This window comes from Burkholderia sp. Ed8 (assembly GCF_040761425.1).
GTDB classification, from domain to species: Bacteria; Pseudomonadota; Gammaproteobacteria; order Burkholderiales; family Burkholderiaceae; genus Burkholderia; species Burkholderia seminalis.
Genome location: NZ_CP142885.1, coordinates 2,317,272 through 2,338,247, shown reverse-complemented (window position 1 = coordinate 2,338,247; position 20,976 = coordinate 2,317,272). Strand labels below are relative to the sequence as shown.

The window sequence follows — 20,976 nt, the reverse complement described above, 5'->3', positions numbered from 1 at the left end:
GCGCACCCGTGCCCGTTTCTCGTGGTTTGTTCCATCGATCGTCGTGCCCAGACGCGACGATCGAGCTTCCTCCTTCGTCAGCCGCCCCGCCTTCGGGTTCGTGATGTCACCAGCGTTCCGCTGCCGCCCGTGCGATCCTCATCACCCATGTCCACCCTCTCGAAGATCGAAACCGAACGCCTGACGCTGCGTCGCTGGCGTGCGTCGGATGCGGGTGCGCTTTCGGCGATGCATGCCGATTCGGACGTGATCGCGTGGCTCGCGCGCGGCCCGATGTCCGTCGACGAGGCGAGCGACCTCATCGCGCGCTTCGACGCGCATTTCGATGCACACGGCTTCGGCGTGTGGGCGGTCGAACGTCGTGCCGACGCGACGCTGCTCGGGCTTTGCGGTCTGTCGCATGAAGCGCGTGCAACCCATCCGATGGCGCCGAGCGTCGAGATCATGTGGCGGCAGGCGCGCCACGCGTGGGGGCAGGGCTACGCGCTCGAAGCGGCTGCCGCCGCGTTGGCCGACGGGTTCGGCCGGGCCGGGCTCGGCGAAATCTTCGCGTGGACGGCCGACACCAACGTGCGGTCGCGGCGTGTGATGGAACAGATCGGCATGCTGCGCCAATCCGCGCGCGACTTCGATCATCCCGCGTTGCCGGACGGGCATCCGCTGCGGCCGCACGTCGTGTATGTCGCGCGCGCCGGCGGGGTTGCCGGCGCGTAACGGCTCACGCGTCTGCGCGTGTCAGTGCCACGTGCCGTTCTGCAGCACGATTCGGTAGCCGTCGGCATCCTCGAAGGTCTGGCCGGATATTTCCCAGTACGGATTGAACGACGTCACGGGCATGAAGCCATGTGCGGCGGCGCGCTCGCACGCGGCTTCCCATTCCGGTCGATCGGGCAGGTAGAAGACGATCAGGTCTTCGGGTGTGGGCGACGGCGCGATCGGATGATCCGGGCAGTGCGTGAATTCGAAGTGATAGTCGAGGCCTTCGCGTCCGAGCATCACGCCGGAAAAGCCGTCGTGATCGTCGAAACGCGCGAGGACCGACAGGTCGAGGGCGTCGCGATACATGCGCTCGGTGCGGGCGAGGTTGCTGACCGGCGGGCAATGCGCAGATGGGCGTGCAAGATGACCTCGGCGAAGAGTGGCAGGCCCGGTCAATGATAAGCGGACCGATCGGGATTGCGTGACGCGAGCGGATCGCGTCGCGGCGCATGCTCGTCGTATCGAACGATATCGATTCGTTTCGGCCAAACGAAGCGGAGGGTCGACTCCCGACTCGCTCAAGTACAACAAACATGACGCTTCAGATTCAGTATGTGCACCGCGGCCGCCGCATGTCTGCGGAGCCCTCAAATCCCGGCCTTCCGCAGCAGCCTGCTGTTCGACGTGCGGATTCGTGCAGGTCGGACGGGAGATGAGGAATGAGTAAGCCCGATCTGCGTCGGCCGGTTGCCGGACCTTATCGCCAATCGCGATGGGCGGCCGGACTGGAGGCCGCCTTTGGATGGGTGGCCAAGGGCACGTTGGTACTGGCCGGGCTGGCGATGGTCGCGTTGATGGCACTGACGGGTGACGTCGGCGCCGTGACGGACCTGCCGTCGACCAGGAAGGGTTGGCTATCCCTGCTGTTGATCCTGGTCGTGGCGCTCGCGCTGATATTCGTGGTGCATCACTACTGGCTGCACCCGGCCGGCGCACGTCCGGCGGGTTAGCCGGAGCGGAAAATGATGTGGCCCCGAGATCCGCGCAGGCAATAAAAAAGCCCGCTGCTTGAGCGGGCTGAATCCATGTTTGGAGACATGGAGGAGACAGACGTCAATTTAAGGGAAAACCCGGACGTTTGCAAGCGCTAGTTGTATCCATGCAACTGGCAGCCGCGTGATCCATTCACATGCCGCCGGCCCGCGCATGTGCCGCAAACGCGCCGAACCGCTCCTGCGCGACGGGCAGCGCGTACTTGTCGCGCATTTCCGTCTCGATCCATGCACAGGCCTCGCGTGCGCAGTCGGTCAGCGCATGCCGCGTCGCATGGCCGTCGATGTCGTAGACGAAGCGTACGCCGACCTCGTCGTCGGCCACCTGGCGCTCGAGCTGATTGAGCTGCAGTTGCGGTCCGTGCTGCTGCGACAGCGCACGCAGCTCGTCGAAGTGATATTCGAGCCAGTCGGCAAAGAACAGCGCGTCGCTGTGGCACGGCAGGCGAAAGGCCGTGCTGCGCGACGGGCGCGGGGCGGCCTCGCCGGCCGGTGCGAGCGGCGCGCTGTCGGCGGCGCGGGCCGTATCGACGGGCGCCAGCGGGTGCCGAATGTGCCGGTACGGTGCGCGATCGCGCAGCGCATGCCACAGCAGCTCGTCGCCGGCGGCGCCGGACGGCTGCATCGTCAGGTCGTGCTGGCCGCCTCCGGCCGGGGCGGTGCCGCGAATCACGAGGCGCAGCGAGCAGAGCGGCTCGTCCGCGACCAGCAGCGTCGCTGGGCGCGGCAGCCCGCAGACGAGCGGCGCGGCGCCGGCGGCGCGAAACACGAGCCCGCGGCGGTCGAGCCGCACGAGCGGCAGCGGCCTGGGAAACGACGGATAGGCGACCGCAATGCGGGCGCCGCCGGCGCTCGTCAAGCCGGGCATCATCGCGCGAAAGACCTGAGACTGGTCCACGTTGGTTCTCCTTCGTTACGATGCCGCCCGGACGGACACGCGCGTTCCGGCTCAGGCGGCGATGGCTTGCCGGGTTGCCTGCCCCGGCTCGATTCCTAGCGCGGCAAACGTTTGCGGATCGATGTCGATCCAGCACGCGACCACCAGACGACCGTCCACCTGTTTCGGCGGGCCTGCGCGGTGCGCGTGAATGCCGATCCGGCGGAACAGCCGCTCCATGCTCGCGAACGTCACGCCGATCAGCTGGCGCGCGCCGAGCTGCGCCGCGCATTCGACGACCGCGGCCAGCATCGGGCGCACGGCCCACTCGGCGTTGCCCGGGCCGCCTTCGTCGTCGGTCGCCGCGAACCTGGACAACTCCCAGACGGCGGCCGATTGCGGCAGCGGCATGTCTTCGGCGATCAGGTCGGCGAACAGCGACTTCAGCAGGTACGGGCGCGTGGTGGGCAGCAGGCGCGCGCATCCGCACATGTCGCCGCCGGCGTTCCTCGCGAACACGTAGACGGTATCGTCGCGATCGAACTGGTCGCGCTCGAAGCTTTCGTTCGCCGACGGAAGCGCCCAACCGAGCTGTTCGACGAATACGCGGCGCCGATAGCGCCCTAGATCCGCTGCAAGTTCGTGTGGCAACCGCCCTTCCTCGTGAACGAAGGTCCGCATGGTGTCCTCGGATCTGTGCTTTTGTATGCGTGCATTACATCGCGCGGCACGAGGGGGCTGTAACTGGTAACTCTTACAGGGTGGCGGCCCAAAGGCGCCATTTGCGGCGTGGTAACGGTTTCTTGATCGACGGGATTGAAAACTGGACGGCTTTTGCTTATAAAGAGCGCCAGTCTTGCGAAATGATCAGAGGAATGCGCGGCAGGTTGTCACTGGAGCGTGGGACCGGCATGATAGGCGTCGTTGCGACCGAGCACGGCCGACGCGACCGCGGCGGGCCAGTCCATGCCGGCAAGTCGCGCGGCGAGCGCGGCGGCCGTGCGGACCATGCCGATGTCGGCGCCGGTGGCATCGACGACCATCACGTTGCTGCGGACGTCGCCGCCCGCGATCACGAACGTGCCCGTCGCGCGTTCGAGGTACCAGTCCCAGCCGACCGTCACGTAAGGGGCGCCGGCGCCGGCCGCGCGGTGCCATTCGGTGTAGCCGGCGAGGCGTGCGTCGATCGCGCTGTCGCGCAGTTCGGCCAGCAAGGATGCGTCGAGGCCGCTCGAGACATGGTCGAGTGCAAGCACGGCCAGTGCGTCTTTTGACAGGCGTACGTAGCCGTCCGGGGACGGGCCGGGGACCGGGTGCAGCAAAGGTGAGGTCATGCGCGGAATGTATCAGCCTCGAACGGGTGCTGGAACCTGACAAGTATGACAGCGTGACGTTGTCGGAGAACGAATGGAACTGCGCTGGCAGGATGCCTATCAACAATTCAGCGCCGCGGAAGACGAGCAGCAGCTCTTCCAGCGGATCGCCGCCTATTCGAGGCGGCTGGGATTCGAATACTGCTGCTACGGCATTCGCGTACCGCTGCCCGTATCGAAGCCGTCGGTCGCCATCTTCAATACCTATCCCGACGGCTGGATGGCGCACTACCAGGCGCAAAACTACATCGAGATCGATTCGACGGTTCGCGACGGCGCGCTGAGCACCAACATGATCGTCTGGCCGGATGTCGACCGGATCGACCCGTGCCCGCTGTGGCAGGACGCGCGCGATTTCGGGCTGTCGGTGGGCGTCGCGCAGTCGAGCTGGGCGGCCCGCGGCGCGTTCGGCCTGCTGAGCATCGCACGCCATGCCGACCGGCTGACGCCTGCCGAAATCAACATGCTGACGCTGCAGACGAACTGGCTCGCGAACCTGTCGCATTCGCTGATGAGCCGCTTCATGGTGCCGAAGCTGTCGCCCGCGGCGGGCGTCACGCTGACCGCGCGCGAGCGCGAGGTGCTGTGCTGGACGGCCGAGGGCAAGACCGCGTGCGAAATCGGCCAGATCCTCAGCATCTCGGAGCGGACGGTCAACTTCCACGTCAACAACATCCTCGAGAAGCTCGGCGCGACCAACAAGGTGCAGGCGGTCGTGAAGGCGATTTCGGCCGGGCTCATCGACGCGCCGTGACGCAGGCGAGGGCGGCGCCGGATGCGGCGGCCGCCACGCCGCTCACTCCATCATCGGTTCCGCTTCCTTCGCGGTCCAGCTCACGCTGGAAATGCTCTTCTCCATGCTCATCCGGCTCGCGATCTGTTCGAGCTTCTGCTGATCCTTCGGATGCAGCTTCAACGTCGCGGTCACCTTCAGCCGGTCCGGCTGATCGGGTACGTCCTCGCTCGTCAGGCTCTGGAACGACAGCGGCTTCGCGTACATCGCGTTCGACAGCAGCGTGCGGATGTGCACTTCGTCGGCGGCCAGGCAGATCACCGTGATCTGGTATTCGCGCACGAGATCGGCGTTCGAGACGGGCGTCGCGTTGATCGCCTGGCTGACACCGCGCAGCACGGTATTGGTGAGCAGCACGACGCCGGTGCCGGCCAGTGCGGGCACGTAATGGCCGGAGCCGGCCAGCACACCGACGGCGGCCGAGCACCACAGCGTCGCGGCCGTGTTGATGCCCTGGATCGAGCCCTTGTCGCGCATGATCACGCCGCCGCCGAGAAAGCCGACGCCCGACACGACGTACGCGGCGATCTGCGTGACGCCCGCGACGCCATTGCCGGTCAGTACGCCGAGCGTGACGAACAGGCACGCGCCGCTGGCGACGAGCGTGATGGTGCGCAGGCCGGCCGTGCGCTGGCGCATCTGGCGCTCGAGGCCGATGGCGACGCCGCAGGCGAACGCGGTGAAAAGACGGAGTGCGAAATCGAAAGTCATGGTTGTCCTGCCGTGCAAGAAGCGCGCGCCGGCCGTCGTCGCCGCGGCGCAAGGCCATGGGCGACGCATGGACGGCCGTCATCGCGCGGTACTGTACCGCGCGAATGCGTCATTCAGTGTGTAACGGGGGGCGTGCGGGCTCGCGGAACGCGAGCCGGGGCAGGAGAACTGCGTCGGACAGGCGTTCAGGCGGCAAGCGGCGCACGCAACGGAGTGCTGCAACTGTCCACGATGGTTCCTGAAGGAAGAATGGGCGGCATTCTAGTGGGCGGCGCGCGCAGGCGTCAACCGCCTTGCGGCGGCCGTGCTACTGCGCGGCGCCGATCGTGCCCGTCGCGAGCGCGAGCGCGGCGGCGGCCGATAGCGCGCCGGCATAGCTGTCGACCTCCGCGTTTCGGGCCGCGAGCAGCTGGCTCTGCGCGATCGTCGCATCGGTGACCGAGCCGACGCCGTTGCGGTACGCGGTCAGCGCCGCGTCGTAGCTGGTCTGCGCGGCATCGACGAGCGCCTTGGCCGCGTCGTGCGACGCGAGGCTCGTCTGCACCGCGTTCTGCGCGGCGACGACCTGCCGCACGGCTTCCTCCTTGGTCCGCGTGAGGCGCGCGGACGCGCTTTCCGCATCGTTGCGCGCCTGCATCAGCACGGCCGAGCGCAGGCCGCCGTCGTACAGCGGGATCGTCACGCCGAGAAACACGCCGCCGCCGTAGCGGCTGCCGTTCAGGTTGACGGTCGGCGCCTGGTCGCCGATCGCCGGTAGCGCGGAAATGGCCGTGCCGCCACTCGCGTATGACGTCGACGCGGACAGGAAGATCTTCGGCATGAACGCGGCTTCGGCGGCCTTGATCTTCGCGCGATTGGCCTTTTCGAGCGCGAACGCGCCCTGCAGGTCGGGGCGGCGCGCGATCGCATCCGACACGATTGCATCGACCGACGAGCCGAGCGCGGGTGGCAGCGGCCGCTTCGGCAGCGCGGCGATCGTCGGCTTCGACAGCGGCGAGATGCCGAGCGCGGAGACGAGCGCGAGGTAGCTGTCGCTTTCCGCGCCGTTTGCCTGGACGAGCGCGAGGTTCGCCTGCGCGCGGTTCTGCGTCGCCTGCGCGAGCTCGACGACCGTGCCGACGCCGTGCTTGAGCCGCGCGCGCGCCGCCGCGAGGATCGCGTCCGCGTTCGCGAGACCCTGCTGGGCGCTGACGGCGCGCGAGCGCGCGGCTTCGTAACGGTAGTACGAGACCGTCACGTCGTGGATCACCTGCTGGTGCACGGCCGTGAACGCGACGTTCGACGCGATCGAGGCCTGTTCGGCCGCTTCGACGCGCGCCGCGCGGCCGCCGAAATCGAACAGCAGCCATTGCAGCGACAGCGCCGAAATCGTGCCGTGCACGGTGGTGTCGCTCGACGAATCGCCGAGGATCGTGGACGTCGAGCCGTGGCTCGTCTGGTACGCGCCCATCGCGGTCGCCGACAGGCGCGGCAGGTAGGCGGCCTTGGCGAGGCCGACCGCGAGCGCCGCATTGCGTGCGTCGTTCCATGCGATGCGGGTGAGCGGGTTCGCCGATTCGGCGAGATCGATCAGCTCGGGCAGCGTGTACGGATGCGCGGCATCGAGCGCGGCCGGCGGCGAGACCGACGCGAGCGCCGGCGACGCGGGCAGCGTGTAGTCGTGCGCGCCTGGCGCGGACGCGCGCGGCGGGCCCGGCACGATGTCGCCCGCGGCCGACGTTTGCGGCTGCCACGGGCGGTCGGATGCCTCCGGCGCCAGGTCGATCGACGACGTCGCGCAACCGGCCAGTGCGACGGCGGTCGCGAGGGCGGCTACGGCGATCGAGGCGGCCGGCGGTTCAGGTCGACGCATGGGGGGCAGGCTCCTTCGGTGTGGCTGGACGGGCGGCGTCGGCGATCTGCGCGAGCCGCGTGTCGATCAGGTTCAGCAGCGCGTCGCGTGCGGGGTCGGTGGGGGCGGCGCCCGGCGGCGCGGCCGAGGGTGCGCGGGCGTCCGGACGGGGCACGGCGTTGTCGCCGCCCGGTTCGGTCACGCGCGCGAGTTGCGCGTCGATCGCGATGTCGCCGGGTTGGCGTTCGGCGAGCAGGAACAGCGGGCCTTCGAGCGCGCCGAGTTCCGCGAGCGCGCGCCGCCGCGTGGCCAGCCACGTCGCGGCCGGTCGGACCCACGACGGTTCGTAATGGACCAGGCCGAGCTCCTGCGTGATCGCGCCATGGCGCGCGAACGCTTCGGCCGCGAGTGTGCGTCGCTCGGCCGGCTGCGCGATCCGCGCGATCCGCCGCCACTGGTCGAGCAGCGCGGCGAGCGCGACGTCGATCTGCTTGCCGATGCTGACGGGCCAGATGCGCGTGAACACGAGATACACGACGACGTTGCCGAGCAGGATGCCGATCGTGCGGTCGCGCGCGATCGTCAGGTCGAAGCCGGGGCCGGCGCCCTGGATCACGCACAGGAAAAACGCGAACGCGATCTGGAAACCCGCGTACGCGATGCGCGGCGAGCCGAATGCGATCCACGCGGACAGCCACGCGCCGGCGAACACGAGCGCCATCAGGTGGCCGACCGACGACAGCGCCGGCACGACGAACACGAGCGCGGCGGTGCCGAGCAGCGCGCCGACCATGCAGCCGACGATCCGCAGCGTGAGCTTCTCGACCGTCTCGGCCGTCGAGCCGAGCGACACGATGTAGCAGGTGACGACGCAGGTATGGATGCCCGACCAGTCGAGTTGCGAGTACAGCAGGTAGCAGAAGATCGCCGCGGCGGTCGTCTTCAGCGCATAACGGATGTGGTCGGGATTGGTGCGGGCGTCGGGCAGGAAGAAGCCGCCGCGTGCGGCCGGCGCGGGGGCTTCGGGTATGGCGGCAGGGGCGGCGGGCGCGGCATCGGCCGTCGCGCCCGGCTCCGCGAAACGCGTGATCGCGGCATGGAGGTCGGTCGCGGCGATGCGCGCGAGCGGCGGCAGCGCGTCGGCGGGCGGCAGCGCGAGCGTCACGTCGACCGGGTAGCCGCCGCGTTCGAGAATGGCGGCCATGTCGTCGAGCGTCGCGGCGATCGGCGCGGCGAACGCATCGGGCAGCCGTGCGTCCGGTTCGCGATCGGCCAGCGCGACGCCGACCATCAGCGCGGTGCTCGACGCGATGGCCTGCCGCAGCGCCGCGACGTCGGCGGCGCTCGACGAGCCTTCGAGTTTCGACAGCTTGAGCCATGTGAGCAACTGCTTGTCGCCTTCGCGCAGGCTCGCGTCGAACGCGGCGCGTGTATCGTCGCCGCCGCGCAGTCGTCGCGCGGCGAGCCGCAGCCGCTTCGCGAGTTGCGCGTGCAGGAGCTTGCGCGGCGACGGCGCGATCAGCAGGTTGACGACGATCGCCACGCCGACGGGGATCGCGATCGTCAGCCAGATGTAGAGCAACGCGCGCGTCGCGGCCTCGCCGAACGGCGCGAGGCCGAGCTGGTCGAGCCCGAAGCCGACGATCATCGCGAGGATCGCGCCCACCGGGCGCAGCTTGCTGGCGGAAGTCAGATAGAGGAGGGCGACCGACAGCACGGCCATGCAGGCGACCCGCAGGATCGAATAGTCGATGCTGAAGATCGCGATGCCGAGCACGAGCCCGATCACGATCGTGACGATTAGCAGCAGCGCGGCCGCGAGCACGATGCTCGTCACGCGGTCGGCGCGGATCATGAAGAACACGACGTACGCGGACAGCGCGGCTTCGGGCGTGCCATTCGCGGCCGTCACGAGCGCGGTCAGCGCGCAGATGAGCGCGACGCGCACGGCGATGGCCGTGCGCCCCGGAAACGGCGCGAGCAGTCGCAGGACTTCGCGCGGGCCCGGCGCGCGAACGTCAGCGGCAGGCAGTGCCATGCCGGACCTCGACGATCGCGCTGGCGCCGACGCGTACGAGCGCGGCGTCGGGCTCGTCGAGCTTCACGCGCACCGGGAAGCGCTGCGCGACGTGCACCCAGTTCACCGAGTTCTGCACGATCGGCAGCGAGCGCGGCAGGTTGATGCGCGCGCTGTCCGCGATGCCGGCGCCGATGCCGACGACCTTGCCCGTCAGCGGGCGGCTGCGGTCGATCATCGAATAGACGGTGGCGCAATCGCCGACCGCGATGCGGCTCAGCGCCGTCTCGCGGAAGTTGCCGACGGCGAACCATTCGCGCGCGTCGATCAGCGTGAAGATCGACTGGTTCGGCGCGAGGGTTTCGCCGGCGAGCACGGTCAGGCCCGTCACGAGCCCGTCGTGCGGCGCGCGCACGACCGTATCGTCGAGTGCATGCTGTGCGCGTGCGAGCGCGGCTTCGCGCGCATGCAGCGTCGCGATCGCGTCGGCTTCGTCGCCGATCGTCCGGGCCGATGCGTGCTGCTGTTCCTGCGCCTGCGCGAGCGACACGGACGCGTCGCGCTGGCGGACCTTCGCCTGGTCGAACTGCTGCGCGCTGACGTAGCCCTGCGCGGCAAGCGGCGCGAGGCGGTTCACGTCGCGCGTCGCGAGATCGTAGTTCTGCGTCGCGCGCTTGACCTGCTCGGCGGCGACCGCCGCGTTCGAACGCTCGCCGATCAGCGAGCGGCGGCGCGTGTCGAGCGATGCGCGCGCGAGTTCGACGTCGGCCTGCGCCTGCGCGACCGACAGCCGGTACGGCACGGGATCGATCTCGTACAGCAGGTCGCCCTTCGCGACGCGCTGGTTCTCGTGCACCGCGAGTTGCACGATGCGGCCGCCGACCGGCGATGCGACGTGCACGACGTCCGCGTCGATCGACGCGTCGTCGGTGGACGGGTAGGCCGTCGTGCGGTAGTACGCATACACGAGCGCGGCGATGCCGAGCGCGACGATCGCGAGCGCGATCACGCGGCCTTTCACGGACGGGCGGGGGAGTCCGGCGGCCTTCATGCGAACGGCCCCGTGCCGGTGAGCCAGACGATCACGGCGACCACGAGCCCGATCGCGGTGCAGACGGCGAGCTGGTAAGGCACGGTGGCGGCCCAGCCGGTCGCGACGAACACGCGGTGCGCGACGATCGCGCCGATGACGCCGACGATCGCGCTGACGAGCCAGAGCGGGAAATACGCGCCGAACAGCACGTACGACGGGGCGCCTCGCGACGCGCAGCCCGCGAGCGGCAGGGCGGGCGCCAGGGCGGCGGCAACGCGCAGGGGCGCGCGCGGCATTGTTTTTCTCATGGTGTGACGAGCTCGACGTTGGGGGTGGATGCCGGGCGCGGCGCAATGCGGATCGTCGCCGCGACGACGATTCCAGGGTACGGAGCCGATCATAAATCAGCGCGATGCGGATCGCCAGCCATCCGGCGCGCGTGCACGGCACGGGCGGTGCGCGCTCGCGGACGCGCCGACGGTCGTGCCGGTCCGTCCGGCCGCGCGTTTCCGCAACGACGGCTGGCCCGCCGCGATTCTGCCAGTGCACGCTCGCGTAGGGTTGCTAACGGACTGTAAAGGATCGTCAGATGAAAGAAGGGAGGCGCTTTTGCCATGCCGATGCAGGGCAATGACGGTGGAAACGATCGATTGCTGCCTGGCCGTACGCGAATCCGGCCGGTCCTGCCGGCCGGGCGTGGCCGCGAGCGCGAGGCGGGCGCGCCGATACGGTATCGCTTGCAGCCCGTCGGTGCGCACGTCGTCCGCGACGATGCCGATGTCGGCCACGCCTTCCTGCACCGCGCGCACGAGGTGGGGGCTCGGCCGCTCGTGCGTGTCGATCGTCACGTCGGGGTAGTTGACGAGATAGTCGCGCGGCACGCGGCGTGCATGCGCAAGCAGCGCCTCGCCGGGCGCGGTCGGCGTGACGCCCTGGCTCGTGCGGCTCAGCGGGCTCGTCACGATCTGCTCTTCGAGATTCTCGATGCGCATGCTGGCTGCCGGCACCGGCAGGCCGCCTCCGCGATGGGCGTGAAGCGCTCGAGGTCGACGCGCTACAGCGCACGGACAGCACGGCGCGAGGACGGCCGACCGTCGCGTGAAGCCGCGCGGCCCTCCACCCGCGGCCGCGACCGGTCGTCACGGGCGGGATCTGTGTACCATCGTGCGTATGGCGCGACGTGCGGTACGGGACAGCCCCGTGCCGCGCGTCGCGGAAGCGGTATCGCAACGAAGGTGAGTGTTCCATGCGAAGTTTCTTTGTCCGGTTCATTGCAATCGGCGTGCTGTTCCATCTGTACGTCGGGATGCGGATCATTCCCGATGCATTCGCGTCGCCGGTCGCGCGCGCGATCGCGGCGCTCGTGCTGGCGAGTTTCGTCGTGCTGATTCCGGTCGGCATGTTCTCGCGCCGCTTCGACGAAGGCTGGGCGGCGACGCTGGTCGGCTGGGCCGGCGCGCTCGTGATGGGTTTTTTTTCGTCGCTGCTGGTGCTGACGTTGCTGCGCGAATTCGTGCTGCTCGGCGTGGTCGCGTGGCGGTATCTCGGGCACGACGGCGCGTGGCGCGGCGCCGCGACCGACACGGCGCTCGGCGTGCTGGCGGCCGCGGTGCTCGTTACCGCGATCGGGTTCGTCGGCGCGCGCCGCACGGCGGCGGTCAAGCGCGTGTCGATTCCGGTGGCGGGGCTGCCGGCGGCGCTCGACGGGTTGACGATCGTCCAGCTGTCCGACATTCACGTCGGGCCGACGATCAAGCGGCCGTACATCGAACGGATCGTGCGTGCGGTCAATGCGCTCGACGCCGACCTGGTGGTCGTGACCGGCGACGTGGTGGACGGTTCGGTCAAGCGCCTGCGCGACCACACGGCGCCGCTCGGCCAGATGCGGTCGCGGCACGGCAGCTTCCTCGTGACCGGCAACCATGAGTATTACGCGGGCGCGCATGAGTGGATCGACGAATTCCGCCGCATCGGGCTGACGGTGCTGCTGAACGAGCACGTACTGATCGAGCATGACGGCGCGCGCGCGGTGCTCGCGGGCGTGACCGATTTCACGGCCGGCGGGTTCGATCCCGCGCATCGCAGCGACCCCGAGCAGGCGCTGGCGGGTGCACCGCGCGACGTCGGCACGAAGATCCTGCTCGCGCATCAGCCGCGCAGCGCGGAAGCGGCGAATCGCGCGGGTTACACCGTGCAGCTGTCGGGCCATACGCACGGCGGCCAGTTCCTGCCGTGGCCGCCGTTCGTACGGATGCAGCAGCCGGTGATCGGCGGGCTGAACCGCTTCGGCGACATGTGGCTTTATACGAGCCGCGGCACCGGATACTGGGGGCCGCCGAACCGCTTCGGCGTGCCGTCCGAGATCGCGCTGATCCGCTTGACGCGTGGTTGAGGCCGGCGCAAGCCCGTTATCGGCGTGAACGGGCCCGCGCTCGCAACCGTTATTCGATGCGTGCGATGTCGTCGAAATCGAAGCGCGGGCTGCGCGGGAACAGGCCGGCCGGATCGCCGTAGCCGAGATTCACGAGGAAGTTGCTCTTGATCGCGGTGCCCGCGAAGAATTCGGCATCGACCTTCGCGCCGTCGAAGCCCGACATCGGGCCCGCGTCGAGGCCGAGCGCGCGTGCGGCCAGGATCAGGTACGCGCCTTGCAGCGACGCGTTGCGGAACGTGGTGGCCTCGATCAGCGCATCGTTGCCGGCAAACCAGCTGCGTGCGTCGGCGTGCGGGAACAGGCGCGGCAGGTGCTCGTGGAACGCGTAGTCCATCCCGACGATCACGGTGACGGGCGCGGCCATCGTCTTCGCGAGGTTGCCTTCGGACAGCGCGGGTTTCAGGCGCGCCTTCGCTTCGGGCGACTTGACGAACACGAAGCGCGCGGGGCTCGAGTTCGCCGACGTCGGGCCGAATTTCGTCAGGTCGATCAGGCGGTGCAGCAGCGCGTCGTCGACGGGTTTGTCCTGCCACGCGTTGTGCGTGCGGGCGGAGCGAAACAGTTGATCGAGGGCGGAATCGGAGAGCGTCGTCATGATGGGATCCGGGAAGAATGCGGCCGGGTCGCGCCGGCCGGCATGGCGGAGAAAAGCGGCGCCCCTCGGCGGGGCGTGCCGCGACACGCCGCGATGATAGCGTGATGCGCGAATGCGCATCGCGGCACGCGGCCGCTTCCTTTCATCGGCGAATGACAGCGCATGGCGGGGCGGGGCGCCGTTGGCTAGTATGCAGACAGGCCTCGTTCGTTCCGTTTCTCGCCCGTTCCTTCCGACATGTCGACCCCCGATTTCTTCGCTGACACGCCCGTGCCCGACGTGGACTGGTATCCCGACTGGCTCGCGCAACCCGATGCCGATCGCGCGCTGGCCGCGCTGATCGGCGAGGTCGCCTGGCGGCAGGACACGATCCGCACGCCGCGCGGCCGCATTCCGTTGCCGAGGCTGACCGCGTGGCAGGGCGAGCCGGATGCCGTCTACGTGTACTCGGGGATCCGCAACGTGCCCGCGCCGTGGACGCCGGCCGTGCTCGACCTGAAGCAGGCGGTCGAGGCGACGTGCGGTACGCGCTTCAACAGCGTGCTGCTCAATCGCTATCGGAACGGGCTGGACGGCCTCGGCTGGCATGCGGACAACGAGCCGGCGCTCGGGGATGAACCGGTGATCGCATCGGTGAGCCTCGGGGCGATGCGCGTGTTCGATCTGCGCCACCGCGCGACCGGCATCACGCATGCGTATCGCCTCGTGCACGGCAGCCTGCTCGTGATGCGCGGGCGCACGCAGGCGGAATGGCAGCACCGCGTGCCGAAGGCGCCGGGTGTGCAGGGCGAGCGCGTCAACCTGACTTTTCGGCGCGTGATGTCCGCCGGATAGGTCGCGCCCCGTTTATGCGATCCACGAATGGCCGACGCAAGCAATCGTTCGCGTGTGCGGCACGTTGCCGCACGAATGCGATGCCGCATCGCCCGGCGCGGTGCGGAAGCCCGTGCCGTATGGGTTTCAGTCAGTTTCGATCGACCGGCCGGTTCCGATAGATGAGTGAAACCTCTGATGGTGCGTCGCAACAATTATTGACTAGACTGTCGAATGGCAGAAGCGCGTCGGCACACCGGCGCGACCCTTTCGACATGCCTCGAGTGTGGCCTATGCGGCGCGCAAGGGGCAGGAGCAAAACGCGTGACCGTACTCGACCCTTCCTTCGAACCCTCGCTGCACGTCTTCGAGCAAGACGGCGGATGGCAATGGGCGCTGACGGTGAAGCGGGCGACCGGCGTCGGTGTGAAAGTCGTTGCGTTCAGCCAGGAAGGCTTTCGCGGCGAGGCCGAGGCGTACGCCGCCGGCCAGCTTGCCCGCGCCGAATATGACGCAGCCGTGACGGCCTGACGCCGTCGCGGCGGTCCGCCCGAGGATCGCCTCTCGCCGTCCCCCTTTCGCCGCCCGCTGCCGGGCGGTGCTTGCCCGATTCCTTTCCGTTTTCAGCTTTTTGTCCGCCGCGCGGCGCGCATCGCGCGACACCGCATGCGGGACGTCGTCACGCGCGTCGAGTTCGTGTCGCTCGGCGATCCCGGTGCCGATGCGACGCTGCGGCAACTGCTCATGACCGGCCCGCTGGCGGAGCCGCGGCCCGACATGCCGCAGCCATTGCGGGTGCGCCCGCGGCTCGCGCCGAATCCCGACACGTTGGCGGCGGCGCGCACGCCGTGACACCGGGAGCAGGGTCGGCGCCGGCGGATATCGTAATAAGATATGAGGTTATCGCGCCGGCGGGACGACGGCGTCCGTTTTCCTCACAAGGAGCTATCCATGCAACTGACCCAGCTAGGCGGGCATGTCGCCCAATCCGGCCTCGGCGAAAGGCAAAAACACGCGCAGGCGCTGATGTTCGGGATGGCCAACATCAACGAGTACGTGTCCGGCGGCGTCTGCTACGACGCCGCGGCCTATGTCCGGTATCTGCTGCGTGCCGACGCGCTGATCGCGCCCGGTGCGCTGCTCGACACGATCGGCCAGCTGTGGAAGTCTCGGTTCAACTTCGAGACCGGCGATCAATGGGACGGACGCGCGAGCATTCCGGCGGGCACCGCGGTCGGCTTCTCCAGAAACGGCAACGTGTTTCATGCGGCGATCGCCGTCGGCGGCAGCCGGATCCGCGCGATCAACGGCGGCCTGCTGGGCAGCGGCTGGATGTATGCGGTCGATCTCGCGCGGGTGCTGGAGCCGGATCCGGCCGGCGGCTTCACCTACGACCGCGCGAACATTCGCGTCTACCTGTCGCGCCTGTAGGCGATCCGGCGCGCCACGCCGGACACGGGCGGCCGCACCTCGGCGGTGCGGCCGGCTGCCCGCCGTTCGGCGATTCCCGCATGGCGTCGCGCCGTCCAACGCTGCTATCCTCTCGACCTTGAATGACACCGCATCGCGGTGTGGATGCGCATGTTGCGTCGCGGCGTGCGTGCCGGTGCGATCCGGCGCGCGCGCTGAGGTAGCATGACTGAATATCCACGATGATCCATGACCTGTTTCGTGACTGATTTCCTTTCGTCCATGTCCACATGGTCAAGACAACGATGAGCGGCGCACCCGATCCGGCGACGCTCGGCGACGACGAATCGTCCGGCGGCGCGTCGTCCTACCTGGTGCCGGGGCTCGAACGCGGGCTGCGGATCCTGGCCGAATTCTCCGCGCGCGAGCCCGTGCTCGGCGCGCCGGAACTGTCGAAGCGCATCGGCATTCCGCGCACGACCACGTTCCGCCTGCTGCAGACGCTCGAGGCGCTCGGCTTCCTCGAGCGCGTGAACGGCGACCGTTATTTCCGGCTTGGCGTCGGCGTGCTGCGGCTCGGTTTCGAATACCTGAACTCGCTTGAATTGACCGATCTCGGCACGCCCGTGCTCGAACGGCTGCGCGATGCGACCGGCCTGTCGACGCATCTGCTGATCCGCGACCAGCGCGACGTCGTGTTCGTCGCGAAGGCGCAGAGCAATACGTCGATGTTCGGTTCGGTGAAGGTACACGTCGGCACGCGCTTGCCCGCGCACGCCACCGTGCACGGCCACGTGCTGATGGGCGACCTCACGCGCGACGCGTTGCGTCAGCTCTATCCGGAGAAAAAACTCGAGCAGTTCACCGAGCGCACGCCGGGCAGCGTCGACGAGCTGTACGAACGCGTGCGCCACTACGCGCGGCTCGGCTACGCGGTCAGCGAGGCGGCGTTCGAGAGCGGCATTTCGGCGGTGACCGCGCCCGTGCGCGATCAGTCGGGCTCGATCGTCGCGGCGATCACCGCGACGGTGCCGCGTTCGGAGATCGGCGAGGCCGGCGAGAAGGAACGGCTCGTCGAAGCCGTGTGCGGCGCGGCGGTCGACCTGTCGCAGCGGCTGAACTATCGTCCGCTCGAAAGCGATCCGACGTTCGCGCACGCGCGCCACAAGGTCGCGATGTTCTGACATCGACGCTTCGGGCAGGCCGCCGCACGCGGCCGCGCACAGAAGAAAGAGCGGCCCGCGGGCCGCTCTTTTCGTTTCAGGCGCCGGACGCCCGGCACCGCTCAGAACGAGTGATGGATCCCGGTCAGGACGATCACCTGGTTCGCGGTGCTCGACACGCCGGCCGTGAAGAACGCGGCCTTCGCGCCGCCCGACCCGTGTTCGTAGAGCACGTTCGCATAGAGCTGCGTGCGCTTCGACAGCGCGTAGATGTCGCCAAGCTCGACCTGCGTCCAGCGGCGGCCGGCCAGCGTCGTGGTCGCCGCGCCGCCCGCGATCGTGTTGAACGCGCTGCTGCGGTAGTTCACGCCCGCGTCGTAGCTCTGGAACGTATCCGAATAGCCGTTCGACTGCATCTTCGTGCGCGTGTAGAGGCCATGCACGAGGAAATCGCCGAACTGGTAGGACGCGCCCGCGCCGATGTTCTCGACCTTGTTCGCGAGATAGCCGTTCGCGGTGTTCTGCCCCTGGAACGACGTAATGCCGGTCTGGCTGATCAGGATCGAGCGGTCGTGCTCGTTCGAGTACACGGCCGACGCCTTGAACGGTCCGTTCGCATAGTTCAGCGCGACGCCGACCGACTTGCCGGTCGAGAAGTTCGTCGTGTTGCCGAGCGCCAGCGTGGCCGCGGCCGAGAAGCCCGCGAAGGTCGGCGAGCGGTACTTGACCGCGTTGTTGTACGGCACGTTGCCGGTCGCGGCGAGCCCGTCGATGTTGCCCGGGTGGAACGCGTACCAGCTCAACGCGAGGTAGGCCGTGCTGAGCGGATCGAGATAGTCGAACGACAGCGGCGTCTGGCGGCCGAGCGTCAGCGTGCCGTAGCGGTCGGAGCTCAGGCCGACGAATGCCGCGCGGTTCCAGATCGTGTTCGCGGTCGCGAACTGGCCGTTGTTCGTATAGAAGCCGTTTTCGAGCTGAAAGATCGCCGACAGGCCGCCGCCGAGATCTTCCTTGCCCTTCAGGCCCCACCGGTCGGGCTGGGTGTTGCCCTGGATCATCGCCCACTTTGCATGGCCGCCGACGTTGTTCACGTATGCGACGCCCGCATCCAGGCTGCCGTACAGCGTCACGCTGCTCTGCGCCCACGCGCCCGACGCGGCGCCCAATCCGACCACTGCTGCTGCTACCGCATGCTTGACCATTTGATCTCCTGAATCTCCAACCTGATGAAAACGTGCCATGGCGGCATGTGCGGGGACGGCCGGCCGTCGCACAGGGGTTCGCCATTTGGTGGGCATTTTTATGTTCCATATAAGGAACAGTGTGCCTCTGATGGAATGGAGTATAGAGTCGTCAAGCACCGTATCAAAAATAAATTTTTCGGGCCGGAAGGGTTTTCCGACGATGCCCGGCATCGGTGCGTGATGCCCCGAAAATGACGATAAATGCCCGTCACACAACAAAAAATTACATTTGACAAGGTGATCGAAGGTGATCGTCGATCGCACGGTCAGTGTTTTCCCTAGGACATGCAGCTTTTTATTTTACTCACGGAAGGTCGCTCCTATAATCACCATCCATAAACTGATGTTCCTGATATGGAACAAATCGGAACAAACCGAGAGTCGATCAGAAGGAAGGGTGCGAGATGTCAGAGCAATGGATTTGCGCCGGTCACGCCGGCGCGCTGTCGGAAGACACGCCGATCGAGTTCAAGCGGACCGACGGCGTCGAAATCGGGATCTATCGCGTCGGCGACGACGTGTATGCGCTCGAAAACGTGTGCCCGCATGCGTACGCGCTGCTGACGCAGGGGTTCGTCGACGAAGGCACGGTCGAATGCCCGCTGCACGAGGCCGTGTTCGACATCAAGACGGGCGAATGCCTGAAGGGTCCGGGCGGGCGCGCGCTGAAGCAGTACGCGGTGCGCCTCGCCGGCGAGGAAATCCAGATCAAGGTGGAATGACATGAAAGAAGCGACCGTCAACTTCAATCCCTTCCTGAAGCCGTGGGTGGCGCCGCAGCCGAACAACGTCGCGGGCAAGGGGCAGATCGAGATCCCCGGCCAGGTCGAGAACCAGGTTTGGCAGAACCGTAAGGCCGCGCCGACGCAGTACGAGAACGATCTCGGCGATGCGCTCGAGCGCGTGTTCGAAGCCGGTGCGACCGAGCTGGACGACGTCGTCGCGGGCCTGAACCGCATCGGCTTCCGCGCACCGGACGGCACTGCGTGGACCGCCGAACGTTTCCGCGCCGAAATGGCCGCGCTGGCGGAATGAGCGCGCCGCGCGCGTGAACGCCGACCCGACGACAACCGCATCCGGAGCACACTGATGACGTCCCCCGTACAACACGCAGTCCAACACGACCCGGTCCGTGACTATCTCGACCGCGGCATCAAGAACTACTGGTATCCCGTTGCACCCAGCTGGCAGGTGTCGAATGCACCCGTCGGCCTCACGCGCCTGTCCGAGCAGATCGTGCTGTGGCGCGATCACGACGGCAAGGTCCACGCGCTCGAGGATCGCTGCCCGCACCGCGGCGCGCGCCTGTCGCTCGGCTGGAACCTCGGCGGCAGCATCGCGTGCTGGTATCACGGCATCGAAGTCGACGGCGGCGGCACCGTCAACCGCGTGCCGGCCGTATCGAACTGTCCGCTCGAAGGCACGAAGTGCGTGAAGTCGTACCCGGTGGAAGAGAAGGCCGGCGCGATCTTCCTGTGGTTCGGCGACGAAGCGCACGGCGAGCCGGCGCCGCTGAACCTGCCCGAGGAACTGGTCGCCGACGAGTACGCCCATTTCCTGTGCGTGTCGAACTGGAAGTGCAATTACCAGTACGCGATCGACAACGTGATGGACCCGATGCACGGCGCGTACCTGCACGCGACGTCGCACTCGATGGCCGAAGGCGACAAGCAGGCCGACATGCGCGTGCGCAAGACGGAAACGGGCCTGATGTTCGAGAAGACCGGCCAGCGCGACGTGAACTTCGACTGGGTCGAGCTCGGCGAAACGGGTTGCCTGTGGATGCGCCTCGCGATTCCGTACAAGCAGAAGTTCGGCCCGGGCGGCAACTTCGGGATCATCGGCTTCGCGACGCCGGTCGACGGCGACAACTGCCAGGTCTATTTCTGGCGGACGCGCAAGGTCGGCGGCTGGCAGCGCGACGTGTGGCGCTTCATGTACCGCAACCGTCTCGAGGGCCTGCACTGGGACGTGCTCGAGCAGGACCGCTACGTCCTCGAAAGCCTCGCGCCGCACGCGCGCGATCACGAATACCTGTACCAGCACGACGTCGGCATCACGCGCGTGCGCCGGATGCTGCGCCAGCGTGCGCAGGAACACCTGTCCGCACTCGATGCGCATCGCGCGGCACACGCCGCTTCGGAGCCCGCGAATGGCTGAGCTCGCTCCGGTCGTGCCGCTGCCGGGGCGCCGCGTGCTCGTCACGGGCGGCGCACGCGGTCTCGGTGCGGCGTTCGTGAGGGCGCTCGCCGCCGCGGGCGCGCAGGTCGCGTTCGGCGACGTGCTCGTCGAAGAGGGCCGCGCGCTGGCCGCGGAACTCGCGCAAGCGGGCCACGCCGCGCATTTCCTCGCGCTCGACCTGGCCGATCCGGCGAGCATCGACGCGTTCGTCGCGCAAGGTGCCGCGGCGCTCGGCGGCATCGATGCGCTGATCAACAACGCGGCGATCACGAACTCGGGCGGCAAGCTGTCGACGGAGCTCGACGTGTCGACGTGGGACGCCGTGATGAACGTGAACGTGCGCGGCGTGTGGCTCGTCAGCAATGCAGCGCTGCCGCACCTCGCGCAGTCGGGCCGCGGCGCGATCGTGAACCTCGCATCGGACACCGCGCTGTGGGGCGCGCCGAAGCTGCTCGCGTACGTCGCGAGCAAGGGCGCGGTGATCGCGATGACGCATGCGCAGGCACGCGAGTTCGGTGCGCACGGCGTGACGGTCAACGCGATTGCGCCTGGGCTCACCGAAGTCGAGGCGACCGCCTACGTGCCGGCCGAGCGTCACGCGTTCTACCTGCAGGGCCGTGCGCTGACGCGCGCGCAGGTGCCCGACGACGTGACGGGCCCCGTGCTGTTCCTGCTGTCGGACGGCGCGCGCTTCGTGACGGGTCAATTGCTGCCGGTGAACGGCGGCTTCGTAATGAATTGATGTTTTCA

Annotated in this window: 24 protein-coding genes and 1 pseudogene; 13 read left to right on the top strand and 12 right to left on the bottom strand. The window is 68.2% G+C overall.

The genetic code is table 11. From position 1 onward, the window contains the following. Positions 1–147 precede the first annotated feature (147 nt). Positions 148–714 (top strand): GNAT family N-acetyltransferase, encoded by a 567-nt coding sequence (locus tag VXM69_RS10670; RefSeq protein WP_367188565.1) that lies wholly within the window; start codon positions 148–150, stop codon positions 712–714. Positions 715–735: 21 nt separating this feature from the next. Here VXM69_RS10670 and VXM69_RS10665 read toward each other — a convergent pair whose 3' ends face one another. Then, positions 736–1,065, bottom strand: a complete 330-nt coding sequence (locus tag VXM69_RS10665) for a VOC family protein (RefSeq protein ID WP_367188564.1) — start codon at positions 1,063–1,065, stop codon at positions 736–738. A 353-nt stretch (positions 1,066–1,418) separates the two neighbouring features. On the opposite strand from VXM69_RS10665, the gene VXM69_RS10660 reads away from it, so the two are divergent. Further along, complete coding sequence (locus tag VXM69_RS10660) at positions 1,419–1,709, top strand: hypothetical protein (protein ID WP_367188563.1); 291 nt, start codon at positions 1,419–1,421, stop codon at positions 1,707–1,709. Between the two features lie 175 nt (positions 1,710–1,884). On the opposite strand, the gene VXM69_RS10655 is transcribed toward VXM69_RS10660, so the two are convergent. From VXM69_RS10655 to VXM69_RS10645, 3 genes are all read right to left on the bottom strand, one after another. Further along, on the bottom strand, positions 1,885–2,649 hold the full coding sequence (locus tag VXM69_RS10655; RefSeq protein ID WP_367188562.1) for a hypothetical protein: 765 nt from the start codon (positions 2,647–2,649) through the stop codon (positions 1,885–1,887). 51 nt (positions 2,650–2,700) lie between these two features. Beyond that, on the bottom strand, positions 2,701–3,309 hold the full coding sequence (locus VXM69_RS10650; protein ID WP_049035377.1) for an acyl-homoserine-lactone synthase: 609 nt from the start codon (positions 3,307–3,309) through the stop codon (positions 2,701–2,703). A 209-nt stretch (positions 3,310–3,518) separates the two neighbouring features. Next, positions 3,519–3,962: a DUF4902 domain-containing protein gene (locus VXM69_RS10645; RefSeq protein ID WP_034189912.1), complete on the bottom strand. Its 444-nt coding sequence runs from the start codon at positions 3,960–3,962 to the stop codon at positions 3,519–3,521. Between the two features lie 73 nt (positions 3,963–4,035). Between VXM69_RS10645 and VXM69_RS10640 the strand changes: the two genes are divergently transcribed. Further along, positions 4,036–4,755 (top strand): autoinducer binding domain-containing protein, encoded by a 720-nt coding sequence (locus VXM69_RS10640; protein WP_034189911.1) that lies wholly within the window; start codon positions 4,036–4,038, stop codon positions 4,753–4,755. 42 nt (positions 4,756–4,797) lie between these two features. Here VXM69_RS10640 and VXM69_RS10635 read toward each other — a convergent pair whose 3' ends face one another. The 6 genes and pseudogenes from VXM69_RS10635 to VXM69_RS10610 form a co-directional block, all read right to left on the bottom strand. Then, positions 4,798–5,505: an MgtC/SapB family protein gene (locus VXM69_RS10635; protein WP_006483946.1), complete on the bottom strand. Its 708-nt coding sequence runs from the start codon at positions 5,503–5,505 to the stop codon at positions 4,798–4,800. 307 nt (positions 5,506–5,812) lie between these two features. After that, positions 5,813–7,357, bottom strand: coding sequence for a TolC family protein (locus tag VXM69_RS10630; RefSeq protein WP_367188561.1), 1,545 nt, complete (start codon positions 7,355–7,357; stop codon positions 5,813–5,815). Beyond that, positions 7,344–9,374 (bottom strand): FUSC family protein, encoded by a 2,031-nt coding sequence (locus tag VXM69_RS10625; protein ID WP_367188560.1) that lies wholly within the window; start codon positions 9,372–9,374, stop codon positions 7,344–7,346. Before VXM69_RS10625 ends, VXM69_RS10630 begins: the two co-directional genes overlap by 14 nt. Beyond that, positions 9,355–10,404 (bottom strand): multidrug transporter subunit MdtN, encoded by a 1,050-nt coding sequence (gene mdtN, locus VXM69_RS10620; RefSeq protein ID WP_034189908.1) that lies wholly within the window; start codon positions 10,402–10,404, stop codon positions 9,355–9,357. The genes VXM69_RS10625 and mdtN overlap by 20 nt, the downstream gene beginning before the upstream one ends. Then, the gene (locus VXM69_RS10615) at positions 10,401–10,694 is read right to left on the bottom strand and encodes a hypothetical protein (protein ID WP_034189907.1); all 294 of its coding nucleotides are present in this window, start codon (positions 10,692–10,694) and stop codon (positions 10,401–10,403) included. Before VXM69_RS10615 ends, mdtN begins: the two co-directional genes overlap by 4 nt. A 96-nt stretch (positions 10,695–10,790) precedes the next feature. Beyond that, positions 10,791–11,399, bottom strand: a pseudogene (locus VXM69_RS10610) (LysR substrate-binding domain-containing protein); the annotation flags it as partial. 233 nt (positions 11,400–11,632) lie between these two features. Here VXM69_RS10610 and VXM69_RS10605 point away from each other — a divergent pair. Then, the gene (locus VXM69_RS10605) at positions 11,633–12,778 is read left to right on the top strand and encodes a metallophosphoesterase (RefSeq protein ID WP_200088587.1); all 1,146 of its coding nucleotides are present in this window, start codon (positions 11,633–11,635) and stop codon (positions 12,776–12,778) included. A 49-nt stretch (positions 12,779–12,827) separates the two neighbouring features. Here VXM69_RS10605 and VXM69_RS10600 read toward each other — a convergent pair whose 3' ends face one another. Further along, positions 12,828–13,415: a malonic semialdehyde reductase gene (locus VXM69_RS10600; protein ID WP_069706392.1), complete on the bottom strand. Its 588-nt coding sequence runs from the start codon at positions 13,413–13,415 to the stop codon at positions 12,828–12,830. Between the two features lie 237 nt (positions 13,416–13,652). On the opposite strand from VXM69_RS10600, the gene VXM69_RS10595 reads away from it, so the two are divergent. The 5 genes from VXM69_RS10595 (at position 13,653) to VXM69_RS10575 (ending at position 16,822) form a co-directional block, all read left to right on the top strand. Next, positions 13,653–14,249 carry an alpha-ketoglutarate-dependent dioxygenase AlkB gene (locus VXM69_RS10595; RefSeq protein WP_034189905.1) on the top strand — a complete coding sequence of 199 codons (597 nt, stop codon included), beginning with the start codon at positions 13,653–13,655 and terminating at the stop codon, positions 14,247–14,249. Positions 14,250–14,552: 303 nt separating this feature from the next. Next, positions 14,553–14,759: a hypothetical protein gene (locus VXM69_RS10590; protein ID WP_034189904.1), complete on the top strand. Its 207-nt coding sequence runs from the start codon at positions 14,553–14,555 to the stop codon at positions 14,757–14,759. A gap of 135 nt (positions 14,760–14,894) precedes the next feature. After that, a complete protein-coding gene (locus tag VXM69_RS10585; protein ID WP_059557587.1) occupies positions 14,895–15,080 on the top strand; it encodes a hypothetical protein in 186 nt (61 codons plus the stop codon). Positions 15,081–15,179: 99 nt separating this feature from the next. After that, positions 15,180–15,659: a type 6 secretion system effector deamidase TecA gene (gene tecA, locus VXM69_RS10580; RefSeq protein WP_049035372.1), complete on the top strand. Its 480-nt coding sequence runs from the start codon at positions 15,180–15,182 to the stop codon at positions 15,657–15,659. 269 nt (positions 15,660–15,928) lie between these two features. Continuing rightward, positions 15,929–16,822: an IclR family transcriptional regulator gene (locus VXM69_RS10575; RefSeq protein WP_367188559.1), complete on the top strand. Its 894-nt coding sequence runs from the start codon at positions 15,929–15,931 to the stop codon at positions 16,820–16,822. A 101-nt stretch (positions 16,823–16,923) separates the two neighbouring features. Here VXM69_RS10575 and VXM69_RS10570 read toward each other — a convergent pair whose 3' ends face one another. After that, positions 16,924–18,003, bottom strand: a complete 1,080-nt coding sequence (locus VXM69_RS10570) for a porin (RefSeq protein ID WP_034189900.1) — start codon at positions 18,001–18,003, stop codon at positions 16,924–16,926. Positions 18,004–18,449: 446 nt separating this feature from the next. On the opposite strand from VXM69_RS10570, the gene VXM69_RS10565 reads away from it, so the two are divergent. Genes VXM69_RS10565 through VXM69_RS10550 form a run of 4 tightly spaced genes read left to right on the top strand, consistent with a single transcriptional unit; the run spans position 18,450 to position 20,968 of the window. After that, entirely contained in the window at positions 18,450–18,767 is a 318-nt protein-coding gene (locus VXM69_RS10565) for a non-heme iron oxygenase ferredoxin subunit (RefSeq protein ID WP_006489883.1), read from the top strand. A gap of 1 nt (position 18,768) precedes the next feature. Continuing rightward, a complete protein-coding gene (locus VXM69_RS10560; RefSeq protein ID WP_034189899.1) occupies positions 18,769–19,080 on the top strand; it encodes a recombinase-like helix-turn-helix domain-containing protein in 312 nt (103 codons plus the stop codon). A 54-nt stretch (positions 19,081–19,134) separates the two neighbouring features. Further along, on the top strand, positions 19,135–20,205 hold the full coding sequence (locus VXM69_RS10555) for an aromatic ring-hydroxylating dioxygenase subunit alpha (RefSeq protein ID WP_034189898.1): 1,071 nt from the start codon (positions 19,135–19,137) through the stop codon (positions 20,203–20,205). Beyond that, a complete protein-coding gene (locus tag VXM69_RS10550) occupies positions 20,198–20,968 on the top strand; it encodes an SDR family oxidoreductase (protein ID WP_034189897.1) in 771 nt (256 codons plus the stop codon). Before VXM69_RS10555 ends, VXM69_RS10550 begins: the two co-directional genes overlap by 8 nt. The last annotated feature ends 8 nt before the right edge of the window (positions 20,969–20,976 follow it).

What these genes read in the sequence shown, in the direction of transcription:
- VXM69_RS10670 (WP_367188565.1), top strand. Translation starts at nt 148, where the DNA reads ATGTCCACCCTCTCGAAGATCGAAACCGAACGCCTGACGCTGCGTCGC.
- VXM69_RS10665 (WP_367188564.1), bottom strand. Translation starts at nt 1,065, where the DNA reads ATGTATCGCGACGCCCTCGACCTGTCGGTCCTCGCGCGTTTCGACGAT.
- VXM69_RS10660 (WP_367188563.1), top strand. Translation starts at nt 1,419, where the DNA reads ATGAGTAAGCCCGATCTGCGTCGGCCGGTTGCCGGACCTTATCGCCAA.
- VXM69_RS10650 (WP_049035377.1), bottom strand. Translation starts at nt 3,309, where the DNA reads ATGCGGACCTTCGTTCACGAGGAAGGGCGGTTGCCACACGAACTTGCA.
- VXM69_RS10645 (WP_034189912.1), bottom strand. Translation starts at nt 3,962, where the DNA reads ATGACCTCACCTTTGCTGCACCCGGTCCCCGGCCCGTCCCCGGACGGC.
- VXM69_RS10640 (WP_034189911.1), top strand. Translation starts at nt 4,036, where the DNA reads ATGGAACTGCGCTGGCAGGATGCCTATCAACAATTCAGCGCCGCGGAA.
- VXM69_RS10635 (WP_006483946.1), bottom strand. Translation starts at nt 5,505, where the DNA reads ATGACTTTCGATTTCGCACTCCGTCTTTTCACCGCGTTCGCCTGCGGC.
- VXM69_RS10630 (WP_367188561.1), bottom strand. Translation starts at nt 7,357, where the DNA reads ATGCGTCGACCTGAACCGCCGGCCGCCTCGATCGCCGTAGCCGCCCTC.
- VXM69_RS10625 (WP_367188560.1), bottom strand. Translation starts at nt 9,374, where the DNA reads ATGGCACTGCCTGCCGCTGACGTTCGCGCGCCGGGCCCGCGCGAAGTC.
- mdtN (WP_034189908.1), bottom strand. Translation starts at nt 10,404, where the DNA reads ATGAAGGCCGCCGGACTCCCCCGCCCGTCCGTGAAAGGCCGCGTGATC.
- VXM69_RS10615 (WP_034189907.1), bottom strand. Translation starts at nt 10,694, where the DNA reads ATGAGAAAAACAATGCCGCGCGCGCCCCTGCGCGTTGCCGCCGCCCTG.
- VXM69_RS10605 (WP_200088587.1), top strand. Translation starts at nt 11,633, where the DNA reads ATGCGAAGTTTCTTTGTCCGGTTCATTGCAATCGGCGTGCTGTTCCAT.
- VXM69_RS10600 (WP_069706392.1), bottom strand. Translation starts at nt 13,415, where the DNA reads ATGACGACGCTCTCCGATTCCGCCCTCGATCAACTGTTTCGCTCCGCC.
- VXM69_RS10595 (WP_034189905.1), top strand. Translation starts at nt 13,653, where the DNA reads ATGTCGACCCCCGATTTCTTCGCTGACACGCCCGTGCCCGACGTGGAC.
- VXM69_RS10585 (WP_059557587.1), top strand. Translation starts at nt 14,895, where the DNA reads ATGCGGGACGTCGTCACGCGCGTCGAGTTCGTGTCGCTCGGCGATCCC.
- tecA (WP_049035372.1), top strand. Translation starts at nt 15,180, where the DNA reads ATGCAACTGACCCAGCTAGGCGGGCATGTCGCCCAATCCGGCCTCGGC.
- VXM69_RS10575 (WP_367188559.1), top strand. Translation starts at nt 15,929, where the DNA reads ATGGTCAAGACAACGATGAGCGGCGCACCCGATCCGGCGACGCTCGGC.
- VXM69_RS10570 (WP_034189900.1), bottom strand. Translation starts at nt 18,003, where the DNA reads ATGGTCAAGCATGCGGTAGCAGCAGCAGTGGTCGGATTGGGCGCCGCG.
- VXM69_RS10565 (WP_006489883.1), top strand. Translation starts at nt 18,450, where the DNA reads ATGTCAGAGCAATGGATTTGCGCCGGTCACGCCGGCGCGCTGTCGGAA.
- VXM69_RS10560 (WP_034189899.1), top strand. Translation starts at nt 18,769, where the DNA reads ATGAAAGAAGCGACCGTCAACTTCAATCCCTTCCTGAAGCCGTGGGTG.
- VXM69_RS10555 (WP_034189898.1), top strand. Translation starts at nt 19,135, where the DNA reads ATGACGTCCCCCGTACAACACGCAGTCCAACACGACCCGGTCCGTGAC.
- VXM69_RS10550 (WP_034189897.1), top strand. Translation starts at nt 20,198, where the DNA reads ATGGCTGAGCTCGCTCCGGTCGTGCCGCTGCCGGGGCGCCGCGTGCTC.